Below are 20,345 nucleotides of genomic sequence, written 5' to 3' on the forward strand. Positions count from 1 at the left end.
GTAAGACAAAAAAGGAATATGTTGAATGAAAATAGCTACTGTATTATACCTGCTGCCCTTATTAACACTTAGCGGCTGTGCGCTAAGCGAAAATCTCTCTCCTCCCTCAAATGGTAAAACCGTAAAAGTTGCCGTTGTTAAACCTACTGATGACGATATTCTGCCAATGAATGTGATTTATCGCTCAGAGAAATGCAGGGAGAAAATATTCACCTCAACGGGAGCGATAAGTTCACGGGCGGGATATCATCTGCTGACTGTTCCTTTTAAGGCAGAACCGGATAGTGATACTGTGAGCAACAGTGTTGCGCTGGACGGCGGTGGTCAGTGTGAGTGGAAGCTCAGCAATATCCGTTTCCAGTTTAAGTTCAGTAATATGGCAAAATTTGGTGCTGATATTAAAAAGAATGTTCCTAATGATATCGTTTTTGTCTTTGATAAAAACTCCCCCCCACGTGGGGATGGGCATTATAAGAATGTTTCTGGAGCTATAGAAATAGAGAGTGATTATTACCCTTTGGTAGTACATGATCGTATTATTGATCATGCTAAAACTCTTAGCATTGAAGGTGAGGAAATGTTGACTTTTCGAGCTAGCAATGTGGAAAGTATATTTTTCAAACCTAATGTACATTCCGATAGGCTTATCAGAATATTAGGTCCGGAAAAAATTGGTGATAACACATTATCAATTTATCCGGATGGAACTCAAACTATCAAGAAAAAAGGTTCTTACCCACTCGACTTTAAAAGACTCAAAGAAATGAAATGAGTATGTTAACTTACTGTTTTGTAAGTGAGTTGTAGTCCTGCTTTTAATATTTGACCATGCCTAGTGATTGAAGTATGAGATTGTTGAACTGGATTCCTAAGGGAATATACGGGAGCTTTTCTGCAAGACAAAACAGGAATGCGATGAATGAAAACGACTAATGTATTATACCTGCTGCCATTATTAGCACTGAATGGTTGTGCGCTAAGTGAAGATCTTTCTCCGCCACCAAATGGTAAAACCGTAAAAGTTGCAGTTAAGAAACCAGTCGATATCGATATTCTTCCAATGGATGTGATTTATCGTTCTGAAAAATGCAGAGATAAAATATTTACTTCAACGGGCGAGATAACTTCTCGGGCTGGCTATCATCTGCTGACTGTTCCTTTTAATCCGGAAAAAGGGAGCGATAGAGTGAGTAACAATATTGCTCTTGATGGTGGTGGCCAGTGTGAGTGGAAATTAAGCAATATAAAATTTGATTTTCAATATCATAACATGAAGAAATTCGGGGGAGGGGTTAAGAGAAGTATACCCAGTGATATTGTTTTTGTTTTTGATAGAAATGCACCCCCTAGGGGAGATGGGCATTATGATGATGTCTATGGTGTTATAGAAATAAAAAAAGTTACTATCCTTTAATTAGAAAAAAGAATACAGATGAGGAAATGTTAGTTCTTAGCGTACAAGGCCAGCCAATGTTGACTTATCGTGTCCATGACGCAAATAGCATTGTATTTGAACCCATATTTCACTCTGATATGGTTGTTAATGCTGTTCCTCCAAAGAAGAACGGTGGTGGATATACGCTCATTTATCCTAATGGAGATGAAATAATAGATCGTTACTTCCCTAATTCAGAAAAAACGAAGTATGAATTTGTAAAGCAGAAATCTCGCTAAAACATTATTAATGGCTGTTATGGGAGGGAGGGCATGTGTCTAAAGGATTTGTATTGATTGGTGATAAAACCACGCACGGCGGCCAGGTTATTTCTGCTTCATCAACAATAGTTGTAAATGGCAAAAAGGTTGCCCTCGTTGGCGATAAAATCAGTTGCCCAAAAAATGGGCATGGCATTAATGCCATTATTGAAGGATCATCTGAATGGACCTCTGACGGCAAAGCCGTAGTTGTGGATGGTTGCCATTGTGAGTGTGGTTGTCAGGTGATCTCCAGTGCACCGGATTGTGTAATAGGATAATTAATGAGCTGGGAGCGTCAGAAATCAACGATATCGGCTAAGCCCGAAGAACCTTCATTCATCCTGTGGATGATGCTGGGGGTTCTCGCGTTGGTCGGGTGTGTACTGTTGTTTGTCTTGCATGCCAATCAACTGGCAGGGCCACTTCAAACATTTAATCTTTGGGCTGTCACCGCATTCCCTGCAGTTATCTGGTTTTTCTTTCTCTGTCTGCGTGGCTGGCTCTATAACAATGCGGTGGACAAACACGAATTTGAATCCGGTGAAGCAGAATTTGCGCAACAACAGTGGATGGACTGGGCTGGTCGCAATATCACAGTACTGCACAGCGGTGTAATGTTGCCTGTAAATCTGACATCTCAAAATTTTTTGGCTGCCCCGCCTTCGCTGGAGCAAAGCACATCTCTGACCCGACGAATTTGTCTGCACGATCATGAGGCTCATTTTTTTGTTTTGCTTGCAGGGTTAAATCCAGCTTTGGCAAAGTTGCCTTCAGATATAGAACCCGCCGTCACGTTGCTGACCGACTCTCAAGATGATTTGCCAGCATTGCAGGATGAATTTGTACATGCCTGGCAGACAGCCATTCCTGATCGTCTGGTGCCACTGTTGACCATTCTTAAGTCAAAGTCCTTCCTCTCACTTGATGAGCGAATTAAATCACCGACGTTGGATGTGGATTTAATCCTGGTTCATCAGACTAAGGGGCGAGATGCGTACAGTGATGTGCTGGCTGTCCTGCTGTTGACCTCCGATGATGTGGCTACAAAATATAAGCTCTCTTTTAACGCCCGTCTTTTGCGTCCAATGGCTCTTGATATGGCGATTTCAGAAAAATCGCTGGATACGTTTTTCTCGACACAAACTCAGGCCTGTGCCACCGCCAGTATTGTCGGCGACAGAGTGGAATGGGGTAATGCATTTTCTGATTTGCTCGCAGCGGCACAAGATTATGACGGTCACTGGAAACCTGAACAACTCCACTGGCTGGAAAAATATGCGGGGCTCAGCGGCCCCTTTTCTCCATGGGTAATGGCAGCAGTCGCCAGCGATATCGTGAACATACAAAAAACAGATTGTCTGATGCTTTCTACAGATGGTGAGCAGAAATTTATTAATACAGTGCAAACAGGGAACCGAAACGATGACCACGGGTGATTCAGCATGGCGCGGAGGCTGGGGAAGACTGGGCTTCTCCGCACTTTTAGCAGGCGGAATTGCCTGGGGTATCTGGCATTTTGGCGATCAAATGGGGCTGCATACTCCGTTACTTAAAGGGTTGGTTATTGCCGGTGCCCTTATTTTATTGATGCTGTTGCGCCATGGCAAAACCATTACGCTTGCCATTAAACAGGGCTGGCATCGCTTTCAGGCAAAACGCAAAAATGTTCTGCCCGTCGATGAGGGGCGTGTTGAGCAGACTGCCCCCCGTAACGTTGTCGTCGACACCATCCGTGAAGCCATGCGTAACCTCTACGGTCGGCGCTGGGGACGTAAAACACGCATCCTGTTGATAACCGGTACTGCCGTTGAAGTAGAGCAACTGACTCCGGGTCTCACAGCTCAGCTCTGGCAGGAAGACCGCGGCACGCTGTTGCTGTGGGGCGGTGACCTCAATACGCCAGCCGACAGTGCCTGGCTGACCGCGCTGCGTAAACTGCGCCGCCGCCCGGTGGATGGGCTGGTGTGGGTCACCTCGGCCTTTGACCAGCTCTTAGCACCAGGGCTCGAGCAGCCGCTGCCGGTACCGTCTGAAAGCACCATGGATTCCCTGTCTCACACCATCAGCGCACGTATGGAAGCGCTTGGCTGGAAGCTCCCGCTGTATGTCTGGTCCCTGCATCCACGCGCCGGTCAGCCGGAAGGGCGTATTACTCAGGCGACCGGCTGTCTGCTGCCTGCCGGATGCAGTCCCGAAGGACTGGCCGGGCAGCTCGCTGCCCTGACACCGAAACTGACTTCACAGGGCCTGCAGCAGACCTGCGGTGAGGTGAAACATAACTTCCTGTTGACGCTTACCGACCAGCTCATTCGTGAGCCACAAAGCGTGACCGCACCGCTGTCGGTGATGCTCAATCCGTACCGCCCGCTGCAGTTGGCTGGGGTGGTATTCAGCCAGCCTTCTGCCGGTGCTGAGCGTGCCGTGCCGCATCACTGGGGTATGGATAAGCGCTGGGAAGTTCTGCCTGAGTCAGTCAGGACACTCCCTGCCGGATTGCGTCCACACAAACCGGGCATTCCATGGCGTAAAGTATTTGCGTCCGTTGTCGCCCTGTCGATGGTGGGTTGGGCTGCGTGGATGGGCATCGCGTATGTCACCAACCGCAGCCAAATTGACGGCGCTAATGCTCAGGCCGTAATGGCATCTCGTTCAAACCAGCCGCTGGAGCAGCGCCTGCATGCGCTGTCCGAACTGCAGAAAACACTGGCCCGTCTGCAGTACCGTTCTGAGCATGGCGTGCCGTGGTATGAGCGGGCCGGGCTGAGTCAGAACAATGCGCTGCTGGCCGCACTCTGGCCACGCTATCAGGACAGCGCGCTACCGCTGTTGCGGGATGCGGCCGCAGGCCACCTGCAAAAGCAGGTCAGCGCCTTTAACGCGCTACCTCCGGGCAGCCCGCTGCGCGAGCAGATGGCAAAAACCACCTATGACCAGCTCAAGCTCTGGCTGATGCTGGCCCGTCCGGAGCATATGGACGCCGCCTGGTTCAGTTCTGCGCTGCTGCGCGACTGGCCGAAGCGTGACGGTGTGAAGGACGGTATCTGGCAGGGCGTGGCTCCGTCACTGCTGTCGTTCTATGGTGCGCAGCTGGTTGCGCACCCGGAGTGGAAACTCCGTACCGATGAGAGCATGGTCAGCCAGGCGCGTTCCCTGCTGGTTCGTCTGATGGGCGTACGTAACAGCGAATCGACCCTGTACCAGAAGATGCTCTCGCAGGCGGCGCGTCTGTATGTTGATATGCGTCTCGAAGAGATGGCCGGTGATACCGATGCATCTCGTCTGTTCAGCACCACCGAAATTGTACCGGGGATGTTTACCCGCCAGGCCTGGGAGCAGGCCGTGCAGCCTGCCATCGAGAAGGTGGTGAAGGCGCGCCGGGATGAGCTCGACTGGGTGCTGACTGACAGCAAGCGTCAGGTGAGTAAACAGGACGAGACCTCGCCGGAAGCGCTGAAAAAGCGTCTGACGGAGCGTTACTTTGCCGACTTTGGCGGGGCCTGGCTGGCGTTCCTCAACAGCCTGCGGCTTCGCCATGCGGCCACGCTGTCGGATTCTATTGACCAGCTGACCCTGATGGCGGACGTGCGCCAGTCGCCTCTGGTGGCGCTGATGAACACCCTGAACGTGCAGGGGCGCACCGGCCAGACTGGCGAAGCCATTTCCGATTCCCTGGTGAAATCGGCCAAACACCTGCTCGGCGGTGATAACAAAGATGCCATTGACCAGAGCGCCGGCGTTCACGGACCGCTGGATGCAACCTTTGGTCCGGTACTGGCGCTGATGGATAAAAGCAACACCGGTGCGCAGGCGCTGAGTCTGCAGTCCTATCTGACCCGTGTAACGCAGGTTCGTTTGCGTCTGCAGCAGGTGACCAATGCCGCCGACCCGCAGGCCATGACCCTGGCCATTGCCCAGACCGTATTCCAGGGCAAGGCCGTGGACCTCACCGAAACCCGTGACTACGGAAGCCTGATTGCCGCCGGTCTGGGGCAGGAGTGGAGCGGCTTTGGTCGCACGATATTTGTGAACCCGATGGAGCAGGCCTGGCAGCAGGTGCTGACCCCGGCGGTCGACAGCCTCAATACCCAGTGGCAACAGGCGGTGGTGGTTGAGTGGAACAGTGCCTTCGGGGGACGCTATCCGTTTAACAATTCCAGCAGCGATGTCTCCCTGCCGTTACTGGCTAAATACCTCAATACTGATTCCGGGCGTATTGCCCAGTTCCTGCAGACCCGCCTCAAAGGCGTGCTGCACAAAGAGGGCAACCACTGGGTACCGGACAGCGTCAACTCACATGGGCTGTCCTTTAACCCAGCATTCCTCAATGCCATCAACACCCTGAGTCATATCTCGGATGTGGCCTTCACCGAAGGCAATGCCGGCATGAACTTCGAACTGCGTCCGGGCACTGCCGCTGGCGTCATGCAGACTGACATGATTATCGATAGCCAGAAGCTGACCTACCTGAACCAGCTGCCGCCGTGGAAACGATTCAAGTGGCCTGCGGATACAGAAGCCCCGGGTGCGAACCTGAGCTGGATAAGTACCCAGGCGGGCACCCGCCAGTATGCGGATATTCCGGGAGCCTGGGGCTGGATACGCTTGCTGGATAAAGCGGCGGTCAGCGCTTATCCGGGTGTGGGCAGTAGTTACAGCCTGAGCTGGAAGGCGCAGGACGGTCGCACACTGAATTACACCCTGCGTACCGAAGCGGGAGAGGGGCCGCTGGCACTGCTGAAACTGCGCAGCTTCCGTCTGCCGGAGACCATCTTCAGCACAACCGACGTGGCGGTGTCAGACCAGATCGCCAGTGCAGACAATGATGCCGAGGAGGTCTACTGATGAGCACCCTGAATATTTTGCTGAACGCCTGTTAGGCCGAACAGACGCCACCTCTTGCCGCTATCCGTGAACGCGTGACTTAGTGGGACAGCTGGCTGCAGGCGCTGCCCGGGTCGTCATCCATGAGTGATGAACCGGGCTATGACGATAACGTCCAGCAGATGCACAGTGCTGCAGAATGCCCGCACAGTGAAACACCTTCCACCGCCAGTTGCGGTGATGCCCCGGCCATCGGGCGTACCGTCTCCGGACAGGATTTGCAGGCTCAGGCCTGAAGGTTCCGCGAATACCTGCGCGAATAGCCCGACGGCTGGCTGTCAGCGTACCGCCTGATGAAAAGTCTGCATCACGATACGCTGCGGGCCATTTCAGCCCCGGATGTACAGAGAATTTCAAATGGGGAAATTAAAACCATCCCCCTCATCGATCGAGAAGTGGTGAGATAGTTTCCACTTTTTTGGATAAGAATTTAATTTGAGTCATTATTTTTATGAAAGATTTAACCCTGCACTATTTCGATGCGGAAATGCGCTACCTGCGTGAAGCCGCAAAAGAATTTGCCCAGACTCACCCCGATCGGGCGTCGATGCTGGATCTGGATAAGGCCGGTACGCCCGACCCGTATGTCGAACGTCTGTTTGAAGGTTTTGCTTTCTCAATGGGGCGGCTACGGGAAAAAATTGACGACGACCTACCGGAACTGACCGAAGGGTTGGTCAGCATGCTCTGGCCGCACTATCTGCGCACCATTCCGTCACTTTCGGTAGTAGCGTTCACGCCCGTGCTTCAGGCTGTGAAGATGGCGGAAGCCATTCCTGCGGGCCTTGAGATATATTCCCGCCCGGTGGGGCCAAAGAACACCGTTTGTCGTTACCGCACCACTCAGGATGTGATGCTCAATCCGCTGAGCGTTTCGGACATTACTATGACCACTGAACCTGACGGTCGCTCACTTCTGCGGATGCGATTTTCCTGCAGTACGCAGGCGGATTGGTCACACGCCGACTTCAGTCACCTGAGTCTCTATCTGGGGACTGATACACAGGTCAGCAGTCAGCTGCATCTGATGCTGACCAAACGTCAGGCGGCGCTGTACATGCGACTGCCCGGGCAGACTGACCGTATCCGGCTTGACGGCTGGTTCTCGCCGGGTGGATTTGCGGAGGAAGATTGCCTGTGGCCGAAAGGAGACACCGCTTTCAGCGGTTACCAGCTGCTGCTGGAGTATTTCACCTTCCGCGACAAGTTTATGTTTGTCCACCTCAACGGTCTGGACGGCATTACACCCCCTGCCGGGGCGGAGTATTTCGACATCGAAGTGGTGTTCAGTACGCCGTGGCCATCAGACCTGCCGGTCACCGATGACGCGGTTCGTCTGCACTGTGTGCCGGTGATTAACCTGTTCACGCTGGAAGCCGATCCTCTCACTATCACCGGGCTTGAGAGTGAGTACCTGCTGCGTCCTAAACGCCTGCAGGACGGACACACCGAGATTTATGCCGTGGATGCGGTCACCGGCTCAAACCGCACCAGTGATGCCGAGTATGTGCCATTCAGCAGCTTCCGCCACAAGGGCGGGATGATGCGCCGTCATGCGCCACCACGTTATTACCACACCCGTGTAAAGCGTGGCGTCACCGGGCTGTATGACACCTGGCTTATCCTCGGCGGTCACCAGTGGGAAGATGATCGGTTATTTGAACGCGAAGCCGTCTCGCTGCAAATCACCGGTACCAACGGTCAACTGCCGCGCCGGGCATTGCAGAGCGCGCTGCTGGACCGCTGCGAGCAGGTGGTACAGACATCGCTGTCGGTGAAAAATCTTTGTAAGCCCACGCTGCCTGTCTATCCACCTGCGGAAGACCGATTCCACTGGCGGGTACTGAGCCACCTCGGTTCCGGGTTCCTGAACATGATGAGCACCGCCGAAGTGCTGCGCGGCACGCTGGCGCTCTATAACTGGCAGGAAGATGAATTGAACACCCGGCGTCTGGAGGCGATTCAGAACGTGACGCATCACCGTCTTCAGCGGTTTGAGCAGGGCTTCCTGCTGCGAGGTCTGGATATCGAAGTTACCCTCGACAGCAACGGATTTACCGGCGAGGGGGATATTCACCTCTTTGGTGAAATGCTCAACCGGTTCTTTGCGTTGTATGCCGACATGAACCAGTTTAACCAGCTCACTCTCATCGTACAGCCAGAAGGAAAATGCATCCGGTGGAAAGAGAATCACAGCCCACGCCTGCCCGGCTGATGGAACAGATACGGCAGCATCTGCCGTACATGAACTTTTATCGCTTCTGTCAATTACTCGAGCAGAGTCAGCCGGGTAAACCGCTAACCGGCAGCACCTGGCAGGTGCGTCATGAGCCGGTGCGCTTCAGGCCGCACCCCGGGATGGGATTCCCGGCTTCCGAAATCAAAGCGTTCGAACCTGCTGAGCAGTCACACCTGCCGCCTACGGTGCGCATCACCTTTATGGGGCTCTATGGCTTGCAGTCCCCGCTGCCGACGCATTATATCGATGACATCGCCCAACGTCGGGAAGGGTATGAAGCCACCGCAGATTTCCTCGATATTTTTAACCACCGGCTGATTGCCCAGTACTACCGCATCTGGCGGAAATATTCGTACCCGGCGAGCTTTAAAGAAGGGGGCAAGGACGATATATCGCAGTACCTGTTGGGGCTGGCAGGATTTGGGATTGACGGCTGCACGGACAGCATCGCTGCCCCCGCGTCACGTTTCCTCGCGCTGTTACCTGTGATGTTGCTGCCGGGGCGCACCGCAGAAGGACTGGCGTCCCTGGTGCGACTACTGGCACCCAACACGCAGGCTAAAATCTGGCACCACGACAAACGACGTGTGCCGCTGAAGATGCCCCTGACCATGAGTGTCAGTCATCCTGTTACCCTGATAAATCGGCCGGTGATGGGCAACTATGCCACCGATGTGAACAGCCGGGTGCTGCTGCGCCTGACGACCACTGACTCAACTGAAGTACAGGGCTGGTTACCGGGTGGAGAGCTTCATGCGGACCTGATGGCGCTGCTGCATGTGTATCCTGGAGCACGCCTGGATGTCCGCCTGCAGCTGTGTGTCGACCGCAGCCTGCTGCCGGATGCGACGATGAACACTAACCCCAAAACGGGCGCCGTGCAGCTGGGTCGCACCGCCGTGATGCGGCCGCTGAATGTAGCGAATACCGTAATATCCGCCAAAACAATAACCATCAATCTGGGCCGCTATGCGCGAGTTCAGGAAAATATTCACCGTAGGGAGACCGATGAAGATGGCGATTACCGCTGGTAAATTTCCCCTGGTTACACTGGTCGCGGGCATCTCGCTGATGCTGGCTGGCTGTGGCTTGACCCAGAAAGTCACGGAGGGCACCGTTGCTGTAACCAAATCGATATTTTATAAACAGGTAAAAACTCTTCGCCTCGACATTCGGGCTCGTGAGGCGGTGAACCACAATGATGGCGGGGTGGCGCTGTCCACCGTCGTACGCATTTACCAGCTCAAGGCGCGCAAAACCTTCGATACGACGGACTACCCGTCACTGTTTAAGGCTGACGGTCAGGCCATCAAAGCAGACCTGGTGGCGGAGAAAGATATCCGCCTGCAGCCGGGTGGGGCGGTAATGGTCGATATGCCAATGGAGGAAGAGGCTGAGTACGTGGCGGTGGCCGGGATGTTTATGTCACCGGACCAGGCGAACGACACCTGGCGTGTGGTGCTCAGTCGTGACGATCTCGATCCGGATAAAGCCCGCGTCATCGAGGCGTGGAACAACCTGCTGATCCTGAAGGCGCTGAAAGATGAATGAGGCCCGCCGTCCGTCGTTGTATGAGGCCCCCCGGTCTGGCCAGATACTTGATGAAAACATATTTTTTAGCGTGATTTTAGCGCTTCTGTCGTAGCAGGATCTGAGATTTTAATAATTAATTCTTTGTTTTTTTATTTGGATATATTTATTGGGTTATTGCTGTGCTGGTAATGCCTAAGTGATTATGATTTTCATTAATGTATGAGATGGGGTTTCTATTTTATTAGAGGTTATCAATTGAATTACGAACCACTTTTTTCTGAATATCTTCTGGTAAATCCTGGGAAAAGATTGGATACACCAGCTTGACCTGTCACTATTTTTTAAAAGGAGAACCAATGACGCGTTACAAATATCTTTTAGCTGTATTGGTTGCATTTATGATTCAGGGATGTACTGATAAAAACCAGGATCTTTACCGGGCTGATTTTGTTGTAAAGCATCCACTTTCTAACTCTCCTCTTGTTGGTGTGCCTTACAAAATTACAGCGCCTGACGGGACCGTGCTTAAAGGGAAAACGGATAAGAGCGGACTTACTGCTGAAGCCACTTCGAAGACGCCGGGAAATTTTATTCTGACGTTAATTCCCTCTCGCGAACTGTAATTTTTCTGGTTAAACCTCGCGTTGGTGGTTTGGAGGTTATTCCCGCATTTACTCCTCTGGAAGGAGTTGTTGGTGCACAGGAATCAACGACCAATGTAAATGCCGAAGGTTATCCCGGCGCTAATAATTAACAAAAATTGAGGTCATTAATGAAAACAAGTTCGATGAATACTTCCCCGGCATTTAATGCCATGTCATGGCTAGCTCTGATCGGCGGTGTTATGGTCTATCTGGTTGGTCTCTGGCGTTCTGATATGGCTCTGAACGAGAGGGGATATTACTTCGCAGTGATGCTGCTTGGGCTATTTGCTTCGGTATCCCTGCAGAAAACAGTACGCGATCGCATCGAGGGTATTCCTACCAGCCAAATCTATTACGTCTCCTGCGTCACCTCTTTTACCATCTCTATTGTTCTGCTGGCGGTTGGTCTGTGGAATGCTACGTTGTTGTCGAGTGAGAAGGGGTTCTATGCCATTGCCTTTTTCTTGTGCCTGTTTGGCGCCATATCGGTGCAGAAAAACGTGAGGGATAGTCACTCTTTACGCGGTGACAGGGGGCAGACAAAAGTCTCTGAACAGCCCCTTGCGGAAGACGAGTAAATTTAATGGTGTGCAGGCTCGCCTGCGCACTGGCTGCTTTCGTGGTTTCTCCGAAGCTGTAGTGCTAAACCGTAGCGATCGGCTCTGAAATCTCCTCAGTAACTACCAGCCAGCAGATCCTCTTTCAGGGCTACCTGACGCACATTCCTGGGTATCCTTGAGACTAGCGGAGATTGAACAGGATCGGCCTGCCAAATGTTTGTTGATTCGCGCTGAATCGGCTAGACGTCACGGCCAGGATTAAGCGTTTTTTGCCGGCCATCAGAGGATTTTGTTGAGTTGGGTAGGTATCAGGAGCGGTCGAAATGGTGTCCCCTGCAGGAATCGAACCTGCAACTAGCCCTTAGGAGGGGCTCGTTATATCCATTTAACTAAGGGGACGAAGCGGCGGGATTATAGCGTTTTTTTCCTTACAGGTTAAGCAGCTATCGGCTGACTGCTTAATCTATCGCCACTTAGCGCGTTTTTTTAGCTTTAGCCCGCGCTTTTTTCTCATTACTTATGTCGTTACGGATCTGGGCATGGCTGAGCAGGGCGAAAATAAACGTCCCGCCGCAAATATTGCCGGCCAGCGTCGGCAGGGCGAACGGCCAGATAAACTCCTGCCACGGCAGCGAGCCGTTGAAGACCAGATAAAATATCTCGACGCTGCCGACCACAATATGGGTGGTATCGGCGAGTGCAATAAGCCACGTCATCATAATTATGACCACGATCTTTGCCGCACCGGCGGCGGGGAACATCCACACCATCGTTGCAACCAGCCAGCCGGAAATAATCGCGTTGGCAAACATTTCGCCCGGCGTGTTCTGCATGACCTTCAGGCTGATTTTCTCAAAGGCGTCGCGGGTGGCAGGGTCAAAGATTGGCATAACATCAAAGGCCCAGGCGGCGATGGCCGTGCCGATGAGGTTGCCCGCCAGCACAATGCTCCACAGACGTAACAACAGTCCGACGTTACCGAGGGTGGGTTTATGCATGATTGGCAGCACGGCGGTTACGGTATTCTCGGTAAACAGCTGCTGGCGGGCCATGATAACGATGATAAAACCGAAGGTGTAGCCAAGGTTTTCCAGCAAATACCCGCCTGCGACGTCGGTAAGATGCACGTGAAAAATGCCTTTTGCTACCAGCGAGGCGCCCATCGACAGGCCCGCAGCGACCGCTGACCAAAGCAGAGCCATGCCGTCGCGCTCAAGCTCCTTCTGACCCTCCTGGCGGATCTCTTCATGCGTGGCCATGGCGCGAGAGGGCAGACGATCCTCATCCACCTCTATCTCCTCGCCCTGCTGGTTCTCGTCGCTCTCAACTTCTATCTCTTCTTTACCGCTGTGGCGATCGGGCGATTCTGGACGTGGAGTCATGCCGTTTCCCTCAATGATTTTTCATTATCATAAGCGTAGAGATATTTTTCGTGGACGGCGCTGGTGAACATCCTATTTTTTGTGCAATGGCAAGAATAGCAATACGAATATTGCAAAATATGTATAGAATCAGGACGCAACAATTATACCAAAGAGGGCTATGCTGAAAGCAGGCACCAGAGTGCACCTTGCTTCGGGCGATATCTTCATCGAGGCTGCAGTCCCCGGATGACCCACAGCGATAGCCAAAATTAACAGGGAGACACACCTATGAATTATCGCCTGTCGGCGCTTGCGCTCGGCGCCACAATGCTGGTGGGATGTGCCAGTTCCAGCTCTGGCGATCGGCCGCAAGGGCGTTCAGACCCGCTTGAAGGGTTTAACCGTACGATGTTCAACTTCAACTTTAACGTGGTGGATCCGTACGTTCTGCGTCCGGTAGCCGTGGCATGGCGTGACTATGTCCCGCAGCCGGCGCGTAATGGGCTGAGTAACTTTACCAGCAACCTTGAAGAACCGGCGGTGATGGCCAACTATTTCCTGCAGGGCGATCCCTATAAAGGTATGGTGCACTTTACCCGCTTCTTCCTTAACACTATTCTCGGGATGGGCGGCCTGATTGACGTCGCCGGGATGGCTAATCCGCAGCTGCAGCGCGTCGAGCCGCATCGCTTTGGTAGCACTCTGGGTCACTACGGCGTTGGCTATGGCCCGTACGTGCAGCTGCCGTTCTACGGAAGCTTTACGCTGCGTGATGAAGGCGGTGATATGGCCGATGGGCTCTATCCGGTACTCTCCTGGCTGACCTGGCCGATGTCTATCGGTAAGTGGGCGGTTGAAGGGGTAGAGACCCGAGCCCAGCTGCTGGATTCCGATGGCCTGCTGCGCCAGTCCTCAGATCCGTATATCCTGGTGCGTGAAGCCTACTTCCAGCGTCATGACTTTATCGCTAACGGCGGCAAGCTCACGCCGGCAGATAACCCGAACGCCCAGGCAATTGAGGGCGATCTGAAAGATATCGACTCGCAGTAATCTGTTGATATAAATAAAAAGGGTGAACATCGCGTTCACCCTTTTTTATGCCGTCAGCTTATCAGAAACGGTAGTTGAAGTTTGCGCCGTACAGCCAGGCCTTGCCTTCAGAACGGAAGGTGTAAGGACCTTCTTTGATCTCTACGTGCTGGCCGTGCATGTAGGAGACGCCAACGTCTACGGATGCATCTTTATTGAAGGCGTAGGTGGTACCCGCGCTCAGCCACAGACGGTCCTGATCCGGAATGGAGATGGAGCGGTTAGAGGCTGGAACCGGGCTATCATCAAAGGCGATACCGCTACGGAAGGTCCAGTTATCGTCGTAGTAATAGGTGGTACCCAGCGCGATGCGGTAGGCATCCTTAAAGCTCTCATCTTTATAGAACAGCGTCTCGCCGTTGCTGCCGGTCGCTTTCAGCTCCTGGAACTGGCTCCAGCTGGTATAAGCAAGGCTATAGTGCACGGCCCATTTTGGCGCGACACGGTTGTAACCTGACAACTCCCACATTTCTGGCAGATTCAGCGTCAAAGAGCCCGGGATTGTCGAACCGCCGGTTGGGTAAGGGAAACCTGGGACCGCCGTACTCATATTGCTACGATAATCACCGTCGAAATCGATCTTAACTTCAGATCTGTAGGTTAGGCCGTAGCGGTTGTTTTTGTCCACTTCATAGAGGATACCCGCGTTCCAGCCAAATCCCCACTCATCACCTTTCAGACGCGCTATCTGTTGATCCGCTGGAATCGCTGCGAGCTGCTGTGCTTTGGCAATCGCGGCTGGCCGTGCAGCCGCGGGTAAATTAGGTACCTGCTGCATGATTTGGCCCGCAGCCAGCATACCGGCATCGCCAGCATAACGTTCAATTTTCGCCTTGGCGTAGACTGCATCAAAGCCAAGACCAAAACTCCAGTGATCGTTAAGGCGATAAGCTCCGCTCAGGTTCATGTTGACAGTTGTCAAATCTGTCTTACCGCCCATGGTCCCGGCAGCATAATCGTTGGCATACTCGGTAGCCAGACCGTAGTTAGAGGTAATCGATGCCCCCCAGCCAAACTGATCGTTAATCGGGGCGACGTAATGTAAATTCGGCACCCAGGCGGTTGGGGCAATATTATCAGCATCCAGACTTTTGCCAGATGGCGACTTGCCAGAAATATTCACATCGGGATCAATAAATACCGCACCGGCGGACATGGTTGGACGATCGAACATCATAATCAATGCTGGGTTACGGCTGGCATTGCCCGCATCGTCAGCAATTGCACCTTCACCGGAGTAGGCGCGACCAAGGCCTGATGAAGAGAATTCGTTTAACTGAAAGCCTGCTGACCAGGCCTGTGTGGAAACAAGTGCTACAGCCACTGCGAGGGCAGATTGGGTAAAGCGGGTTTTCTGGCTCATGCCCATAACCTCATTGAGTTATTTTTATTTAAACTATGTTACATGCCGTAACAGAAGCGCGAAGTGTAGGGTCTGCTTTACGACAGAGAAATCAGACCAGTGCGCTGAGTATAGGTCTGACCAGATGAGATGTTGCAAGTTTGTTTATGAGATTTTTCAATTGTGATACGAAAAAAGCGATCCAGCCGGCAAATTTGCCTTCACCCAGGGGGGCTGATTCGGGTAATTCTTGTTTTGGATCATTTTTAAGTGTGATTTCGGTCACTTAGCGCCGTTGTCGTCATTAACGACTGGAGGCACTCCTCGCCCGGGCGTAAAATAAGCCTATTAATTGTCTGGCACCCTTGTGTGCATATACAGAGGAAATCTACGATGAGTAAAGTTAGTGCAGATGAAACCCCGGTTTGCTGCTGTATGGATGTTGGCACCATTATGGACAACACCGATTGCACCGCTTCCTACAGCCGCGTGTTTGCCAACCGCGCTGAAGCAGACGAAACCCTGGCGGCGTTGAGCGAAAGAGCTCGCGGCGTGGAATCCGATCCGTGCAAAATTATCCCGACCTTTACCGAGGTTGAAGGCGGCGTGCAGCTGGATATCGATTTTGTATTCTGCTGCGAAGCGGAAACCCTGATTTTCCAGCTCGGCCTGCGTTAATTCCGTTCTGACGCCCCTTTCTGCGGGGCGTCATCTTCTCCTTTCAATGTGTTTTGGCTCCCACTTTTTTGCTTCTCCGATTGGCTTAATGTAAAAAATTAGTTAAAACTGTTATCAGGTCAGACCACTTGGTTTTATCGGTTAACAGGGGAGAGTTATGAGTCAGGCACTACCGCTTGTCACCCGTCAGGGCGATCGCATTGCCATCGTCAGCGGTTTACGTACGCCGTTTGCCCGTCAGGCAACGGTATTTCACGGCGTTCCCGCGATTGATTTGGGAAAAATGGTCATCAGTGAAATGCTGGCTCGCAGCGATATTCCCCCGCAGATTATTGAACAGCTGGTCTTTGGCCAGGTGGTACAGATGCCGGAAGCGCCGAATATTGCGCGCGAGATCGTGCTTGGCACCGGCATGAGCGTGCACACCGATGCCTATAGCGTCAGCCGCGCCTGTGCGACCAGCTTCCAGGCCGTCGCTAACGTAGCCGAAAGCCTGATGGCCGGAACGATCCGCGCGGGCATTGCCGGCGGCGCCGACTCCTCATCGGTACTGCCTATCGGCGTAAGTAAAAAGCTGGCCCGCACGCTGGTGGATGCCAATAAGGCGCGCACCCTTGGCCAACGGCTGAAGCTTTTTTCTCGCCTGCGCCTGCGCGATCTTTTACCGGTACCACCCGCCGTCGCCGAATACTCGACCGGGCTGCGGATGGGCGATACCGCAGAGCAGATGGCAAAAAGCTGGGGCATCACCCGTGAACAACAGGATGCGCTGGCGCTTCGTTCCCATCAGCTGGCGGCCAAAGCCTGGGAAGAGGGAAAGCTTTCAGCAGAAGTGATGACCGCCTACGCGCCACCGTTCCGCGAGCCTGTAGAAAGCGATAACAATATTCGTAAGAATTCTACCCTCGCGGATTACCAAAAGTTACGACCGGCTTTCGATCGCAAGCACGGCACGGTCACCGCGGCCAACAGTACGCCGCTAACCGACGGCGCGGCGGCGGTGATGATGATGACGGAATCCCGGGCGAAAGAGCTGGGATTAACCCCGCTGGGCTATCTGCGCAGCTACGCCTTCACCGCCATCGGCGTTCAGCAGGACATGCTGCTGGGGCCGGCGTGGTCAACGCCTCTGGCGCTGGAAAGGGCGGGTCTGACCCTCGCTGATTTAACCCTTATCGATATGCATGAGGCGTTTGCCGCGCAAACGCTGGCCAACCTGAAGTGTCTGGCAAGCGATCGTTTTGCCCGCGAAGTGCTGGGCCGCTCGCAGGCCACTGGCGAAGTGGATGACAGCAAATTTAACGTCCTCGGCGGCTCTATTGCCTACGGCCATCCTTTTGCCGCGACCGGCGCGAGGATGATCACGCAAACGCTGCACGAGCTGCGGCGCAGAGGGGGCGGGTTTGGTCTGGTCACCGCCTGTGCGGCGGGCGGTTTAGGCGCAGCCATGATTCTGGAGGTGGAGTAATGACTCCTGCATCAGCGTTTACTCTCGATATTCGTCCGGACAACGTGGCGGTTATCACCATCGATACGCCCGGCGAAAAAATGAATACCCTGAAGGCCGAGTTTGGCAGCCAGGTGCGGGCTATTATCCGCCAGATCCGTGATAACAAATCCCTGCGCGGCGTGGTGATCATTTCTGCTAAACCGGACAACTTCATAGCCGGGGCGGATATCAATATGATTGCCCGCTGTACCAGCGCGGAAGAGGCGGAGGCGCTGGCTCGTCAGGGGCAGCAGATCATGGCAGAGCTCCACGGGCTGACTATTCCGGCGATCGCCGCTATCCATGGTGCCTGCCTTGGCGGAGGCCTTGAGCTGGCGCTAGCCTGCCATGGGCGAGTCTGTAGCGATGATGATAAAACCCGCCTTGGTCTGCCTGAGGTGCAGCTGGGTTTACTGCCGGGTTCCGGCGGCACGCAGCGGCTGCCGCGGTTGATTGGCGTCAGCAGCGCGCTGGAGATGATTCTCACCGGCAAACAGCTGCGCGCCAGACAGGCGCTTAAGGCCGGGCTGGTGGACGATGTGGTACCGCAGGCTATTTTACTGCAAACGGCGGTGGAGCTGGCGCTGAAAGGGCGTCCGGCAAGCCGCAATATGCCAATGCGCGAGCGCGTTCTTGCCGGCCCGCTAGGGCGTAATCTGCTGTTTAGCCTGGTGGCGAAGAAGACGCAGCAGAAGACCCAGGGCAACTATCCCGCCGCGAAAAAAATTCTGCAGGTTATTGAGAACGGGCTGGCTCATGGGTGCAGCAGCGGCTACGCCGAGGAGGCGAGAGCCTTCGGCGAGCTGGCGATGACGCAGCAATCGCAGGCGCTGCGCTCTATTTTCTTTGCCAGCACCGAGCTGAAAAAAGATCGCGGTGCCGAGGCTGAAGCCGGGCCTTTAAACAGCGTCGCCGTTCTCGGCGGCGGCCTGATGGGCGGGGGGATAGCTTACGTTACCGCCAGCAAAGGCGGATTGCCGGTGCGAATCAAGGATATTCAGGCCAGCGGGATTAACCATGCGTTGAAGTACAGCTGGGCGCTGCTGGACAAGCAGGTACGCCGCCGCTACATGCGCGCCAGCGAGCGCGACCGCCAGCTGGCCCTTATTTCCGGGACCACGGATTATCAAGGGTTTGCCCACCGCGATGTGGTGATCGAAGCCGTATTCGAGGATTTAGCGCTTAAGCAGCGCATGGTTGCCGAAATAGAACAGCATTGCGGCCCGGAGACGATCTTTGCCTCCAATACGTCGTCGCTGCCGATCGCCGGGATCGCGGCGCAGGCCAGCAGGCCACAGCGGGTGATTGGCCTGCACTATTTCAGCCCGGTTGAAAAAATGCCGCTGGTGGAGGTTATCCCGCACCAGCATACGGACCCGCAGGCCGTCGCCACGGTGGTCCGGCTGGCAAAAATGCAGGGCAAAACGCCGATCGTGGTGGCGGATAAAGCCGGCTTCTACGTTAACCGCATTCTCGCCCCTTACATTAACGAGGCGATGCGTTTACTGATGGAAGGTGAACCCGTTGAGCATATCGATAACGCACTGGTTAAATTCGGTTTTCCGGTAGGGCCTATCCAGCTGCTCGATGAAGTGGGTATCGACACCGGCACCAAAATTATTCCCGTTCTGGAATCGGCGTGGGGAGAACGTTTTAGTCCGCCTGCAAATATCATTAATGCGATCTTGAATGACGATCGCAAAGGCAGAAAAAATAGCCGCGGTTTCTATCTTTATGAGAAAAAAGGGCGTACAAGCAAAAAACGACCCGATGCGGCAATTTATTCGCTACTGGGGATTTCTGCTCCGCAGGCGCGATTGTCAGCGCAGCAGGTAGCGGAACGCTGTGTGATGATGATGCTCAATGAAGCGGCGCGCTGCTTCGATGAGCAGGTTATTCGCAGCGCCCGCGATGGCGATATCGGCGCCGTGTTTGGTATTGGCTTCCCGCCGTTTCTTGGCGGCCCGTTCCGCTATATGGATACATCCGGGGCGGGTGAAGTGGTTGCAATTTTGCAGCGTCTGGCCGCTCAGTACGGCCCGCGTTTTACGCCATGTGAAAATTTATTGCGCATGGCCGAGCAGGGGGCGACATTTTGGCCCGCTGGCGAACGGACGACCTAAGTTCTGGTCAAAGAAGATAAATCCGACGATGAATGACGCTGTCGATTGGCTGTTTTGTCAACAATCATTGACTATACTTACGCCACTGAGGTAAAAAACAGCGTTTCATTCGTTGGATGGATCAGGCACAATGCCCGGCCACTGAGTCGACTGCGTATTACCTTCGCGGGCAAGACTACGGTGCTTCTGGTTAACAAAAGCGGTGCAATATGCAAGTTTTTATCATGCGTCACGGCGACGCTGCCCTCGATGCAGCCAGTGACTCGGTTCGTCCATTAACCGCATGCGGTTGTGATGAGTCTCGTCAGATGGCAACCTGGCTGAAAGGTCAGAAAGTGGATATTGAGCGGGTTCTTGTGAGTCCTTATCTGCGTGCAGAACAGACGCTGGATATCGTAAGAGAGTGCATGAACCTGCCGAAGAACGTCGACGTCATGCCGGAGCTGACGCCGTGCGGCGACGTTGGCCTGGTCAACGCCTATCTTCAGGCGCTGGCGAATGAAGGTGTGGCAACGGCGCTGGTCGTTTCTCACCTGCCGTTAGTGGGGTACCTCGTCTCAGAGCTCTGCCCGGGAGAGACTCCCCCGATGTTCACGACCTCGGCCATTGCCTGCGTGACGCTCGATGCCAACGGCAAGGGCGAATTCAACTGGCAGATGAGCCCCTGCAACCTGAAGATGGCGAAAGCTATCTAATCTCCCCCCG

At 53.7% G+C, this 20,345-nt stretch carries 20 protein-coding genes and 1 tRNA gene; 17 read left to right on the plus strand and 4 right to left on the minus strand.

Features of this window, described 5'->3' with window-relative positions; all coding sequences use genetic code 11:
• The first annotated feature begins 25 nt into the window (after positions 1 to 25).
• The 12 genes from HCK03_RS07095 to yiaA all read left to right on the plus strand — a co-directional run bounded on the left by HCK03_RS07095 (position 26) and on the right by yiaA (position 11,573).
• The gene (locus HCK03_RS07095) at positions 26 to 772 is read left to right on the plus strand and encodes a hypothetical protein (RefSeq protein ID WP_167691324.1); all 747 of its coding nucleotides are present in this window, start codon (positions 26 to 28) and stop codon (positions 770 to 772) included.
• A 147-nt stretch (positions 773 to 919) separates the two neighbouring features.
• On the plus strand, positions 920 to 1,414 hold the full coding sequence (locus tag HCK03_RS07100) for a hypothetical protein (protein WP_167691325.1): 495 nt from the start codon (positions 920 to 922) through the stop codon (positions 1,412 to 1,414).
• 26 nt (positions 1,415 to 1,440) lie between these two features.
• Positions 1,441 to 1,674, plus strand: coding sequence for a hypothetical protein (locus tag HCK03_RS07105; protein ID WP_167691326.1), 234 nt, complete (start codon positions 1,441 to 1,443; stop codon positions 1,672 to 1,674).
• Positions 1,675 to 1,709: 35 nt separating this feature from the next.
• Positions 1,710 to 1,976, plus strand: a complete 267-nt coding sequence (locus HCK03_RS07110) for a PAAR domain-containing protein (protein WP_135184181.1) — start codon at positions 1,710 to 1,712, stop codon at positions 1,974 to 1,976.
• A gap of 3 nt (positions 1,977 to 1,979) precedes the next feature.
• Positions 1,980 to 3,134 (plus strand): hypothetical protein, encoded by a 1,155-nt coding sequence (locus tag HCK03_RS07115; protein WP_135184182.1) that lies wholly within the window; start codon positions 1,980 to 1,982, stop codon positions 3,132 to 3,134.
• Positions 3,121 to 6,540: an ImcF-related family protein gene (locus tag HCK03_RS07120; RefSeq protein ID WP_167691327.1), complete on the plus strand. Its 3,420-nt coding sequence runs from the start codon at positions 3,121 to 3,123 to the stop codon at positions 6,538 to 6,540. Before HCK03_RS07115 ends, HCK03_RS07120 begins: the two co-directional genes overlap by 14 nt.
• A 122-nt stretch (positions 6,541 to 6,662) precedes the next feature.
• Positions 6,663 to 6,815, plus strand: a complete 153-nt coding sequence (locus tag HCK03_RS26585) for a hypothetical protein (RefSeq protein ID WP_167691328.1) — start codon at positions 6,663 to 6,665, stop codon at positions 6,813 to 6,815.
• Positions 6,816 to 7,030: 215 nt separating this feature from the next.
• On the plus strand, positions 7,031 to 8,794 hold the full coding sequence (gene tssF, locus HCK03_RS07130; protein WP_148250261.1) for a type VI secretion system baseplate subunit TssF: 1,764 nt from the start codon (positions 7,031 to 7,033) through the stop codon (positions 8,792 to 8,794).
• Entirely contained in the window at positions 8,749 to 9,852 is a 1,104-nt protein-coding gene (tssG, locus tag HCK03_RS07135; protein WP_167691329.1) for a type VI secretion system baseplate subunit TssG, read from the plus strand. Before tssF ends, tssG begins: the two co-directional genes overlap by 46 nt.
• Positions 9,833 to 10,369, plus strand: a complete 537-nt coding sequence (gene tssJ / locus HCK03_RS07140) for a type VI secretion system lipoprotein TssJ (protein WP_206110937.1) — start codon at positions 9,833 to 9,835, stop codon at positions 10,367 to 10,369. Before tssG ends, tssJ begins: the two co-directional genes overlap by 20 nt.
• 338 nt (positions 10,370 to 10,707) lie before the next feature.
• Entirely contained in the window at positions 10,708 to 10,974 is a 267-nt protein-coding gene (locus HCK03_RS07145; protein ID WP_167691331.1) for a hypothetical protein, read from the plus strand.
• Positions 10,975 to 11,123: 149 nt separating this feature from the next.
• Positions 11,124 to 11,573: an inner membrane protein YiaA gene (gene yiaA / locus HCK03_RS07150; RefSeq protein WP_135184186.1), complete on the plus strand. Its 450-nt coding sequence runs from the start codon at positions 11,124 to 11,126 to the stop codon at positions 11,571 to 11,573.
• Between the two features lie 306 nt (positions 11,574 to 11,879).
• Here yiaA and HCK03_RS07155 read toward each other — a convergent pair.
• A tRNA-Arg gene (locus tag HCK03_RS07155) sits at positions 11,880 to 11,954 on the minus strand.
• Positions 11,955 to 12,028: 74 nt separating this feature from the next.
• Positions 12,029 to 12,937 (minus strand): formate/nitrite transporter family protein, encoded by a 909-nt coding sequence (locus HCK03_RS07160; protein ID WP_167691332.1) that lies wholly within the window; start codon positions 12,935 to 12,937, stop codon positions 12,029 to 12,031.
• A gap of 270 nt (positions 12,938 to 13,207) precedes the next feature.
• Between HCK03_RS07160 and mlaA the strand changes: the two genes are divergently transcribed.
• Entirely contained in the window at positions 13,208 to 13,969 is a 762-nt protein-coding gene (gene mlaA / locus HCK03_RS07165; protein WP_041146618.1) for a phospholipid-binding lipoprotein MlaA, read from the plus strand.
• Positions 13,970 to 14,030: 61 nt separating this feature from the next.
• Here the strand turns inward: mlaA and fadL are convergent, their stop codons facing one another.
• Positions 14,031 to 15,371, minus strand: a complete 1,341-nt coding sequence (gene fadL, locus HCK03_RS07170; protein ID WP_167691333.1) for a long-chain fatty acid transporter FadL — start codon at positions 15,369 to 15,371, stop codon at positions 14,031 to 14,033.
• A gap of 91 nt (positions 15,372 to 15,462) precedes the next feature.
• Positions 15,463 to 15,636 carry a hypothetical protein gene (locus HCK03_RS07175; RefSeq protein WP_167691334.1) on the minus strand — a complete coding sequence of 58 codons (174 nt, stop codon included), beginning with the start codon at positions 15,634 to 15,636 and terminating at the stop codon, positions 15,463 to 15,465.
• A 107-nt stretch (positions 15,637 to 15,743) separates the two neighbouring features.
• Between HCK03_RS07175 and HCK03_RS07180 the strand changes: the two genes are divergently transcribed.
• The 4 genes from HCK03_RS07180 (at position 15,744) to sixA (ending at position 20,335) form a co-directional block, all read left to right on the plus strand.
• The gene (locus tag HCK03_RS07180; protein ID WP_041146616.1) at positions 15,744 to 16,028 is read left to right on the plus strand and encodes a YfcZ/YiiS family protein; all 285 of its coding nucleotides are present in this window, start codon (positions 15,744 to 15,746) and stop codon (positions 16,026 to 16,028) included.
• A gap of 157 nt (positions 16,029 to 16,185) precedes the next feature.
• A complete protein-coding gene (gene fadI / locus HCK03_RS07185) occupies positions 16,186 to 17,496 on the plus strand; it encodes an acetyl-CoA C-acyltransferase FadI (RefSeq protein ID WP_115192166.1) in 1,311 nt (436 codons plus the stop codon).
• A complete protein-coding gene (gene fadJ / locus HCK03_RS07190) occupies positions 17,496 to 19,640 on the plus strand; it encodes a fatty acid oxidation complex subunit alpha FadJ (protein WP_167691335.1) in 2,145 nt (714 codons plus the stop codon). The genes fadI and fadJ overlap by 1 nt, the downstream gene beginning before the upstream one ends.
• Before the next feature lie 209 nt (positions 19,641 to 19,849).
• On the plus strand, positions 19,850 to 20,335 hold the full coding sequence (gene sixA, locus HCK03_RS07195; protein ID WP_045856130.1) for a phosphohistidine phosphatase SixA: 486 nt from the start codon (positions 19,850 to 19,852) through the stop codon (positions 20,333 to 20,335).
• Positions 20,336 to 20,345: the final 10 nt, after the last annotated feature.

Source organism: Klebsiella terrigena (assembly GCF_012029655.1).
Lineage (GTDB): Bacteria > Pseudomonadota > Gammaproteobacteria > Enterobacterales > Enterobacteriaceae > Klebsiella > Klebsiella terrigena.